This window comes from Mycobacterium sp., from assembly GCF_008709575.1.
Taxonomy (GTDB): Bacteria; Actinomycetota; Actinomycetes; order Mycobacteriales; family Mycobacteriaceae; genus Mycobacterium.
In genome coordinates this window covers 1-816 of the sequence record NZ_VYIK01000253.1, presented here as the reverse complement: position 1 = coordinate 816, position 816 = coordinate 1, and the positions used below count along the sequence as shown (strand labels likewise).

Below are 816 nucleotides of genomic sequence, written 5' to 3'. Positions count from 1 at the left end.
CGGCGTTGCGCCCCAAATCCCCAGGTCACGAACCCACTACAACGTCACAAGAGCCGGCAGCATTTTGGCCGAACCTAGTGCTCGCACCACTTCTGGACCGCGCCGCTCGGGCTGAAAATCGCTTTCGGGAATCACCACGTCGTTGGGGCTGAGCGCCTGGGTGCCGGCGATTCTCACCCGAACCACTTTCAATCCGACCGATGCGTAGAACCGATTTCGCATGACATCCTCGGCGACTTTCTCTGGGGACCCGTGCCAGTGCGCGGGATCGACCTCGACGACGGCAAAGGGCTTGTGCCAAAGCGGCCTCGCAAGTGACACTTAAACCCGTCAGCGCAGCTACCAGCCAAACAGTTGCTCACCAGTTAACGCCTCTTGAATTGTCACAAATTCGCCAAGCCCGAGCACGTTTGCAGGGAGTTTACAGAAATCTTAAAGAATGGCCCGCAGAGCTTAAGAATATCAGAATTCAGGGACGCCCTCTCCCGCAGTCGCGGATACAGTCACTTATCCGAACAACGACGAGTTTCGGTACGATAATTCAAAATTTCTCGGACGAGCTTCACAAAGTTGCTGAAGGCGGCACGTCGAAATCAGTTGTAACTTAGTGACTCAAGCTGGGGCATAGGATCTCTGCGGTCGAGTCAGAAACACCTCAGTGGTCGCCACTGGATACACCAATGACTCGTGGGCCGCGGCCGGGATAAGGAGCAGCGACGGGACACGTGAAACGTTTTGGGCGGCTCGGGGGGCTTACAGTGGGGCTAGTTTTCCAGGCGCTGTGCGCCGCCGTGGGATAAGAAAATGGGCCCACCG

Annotated in this window: 1 protein-coding gene; it reads right to left on the bottom strand. The window is 56.9% G+C overall.

Annotated features, from left to right (window positions below):
- Positions 1-36: 36 nt before the first annotated feature.
- Positions 37-177: a hypothetical protein gene (locus tag F6Q13_RS18250; RefSeq protein ID WP_293059549.1), complete on the bottom strand. Its 141-nt coding sequence runs from the start codon at positions 175-177 to the stop codon at positions 37-39.
- Positions 178-816 lie beyond the last annotated feature (639 nt).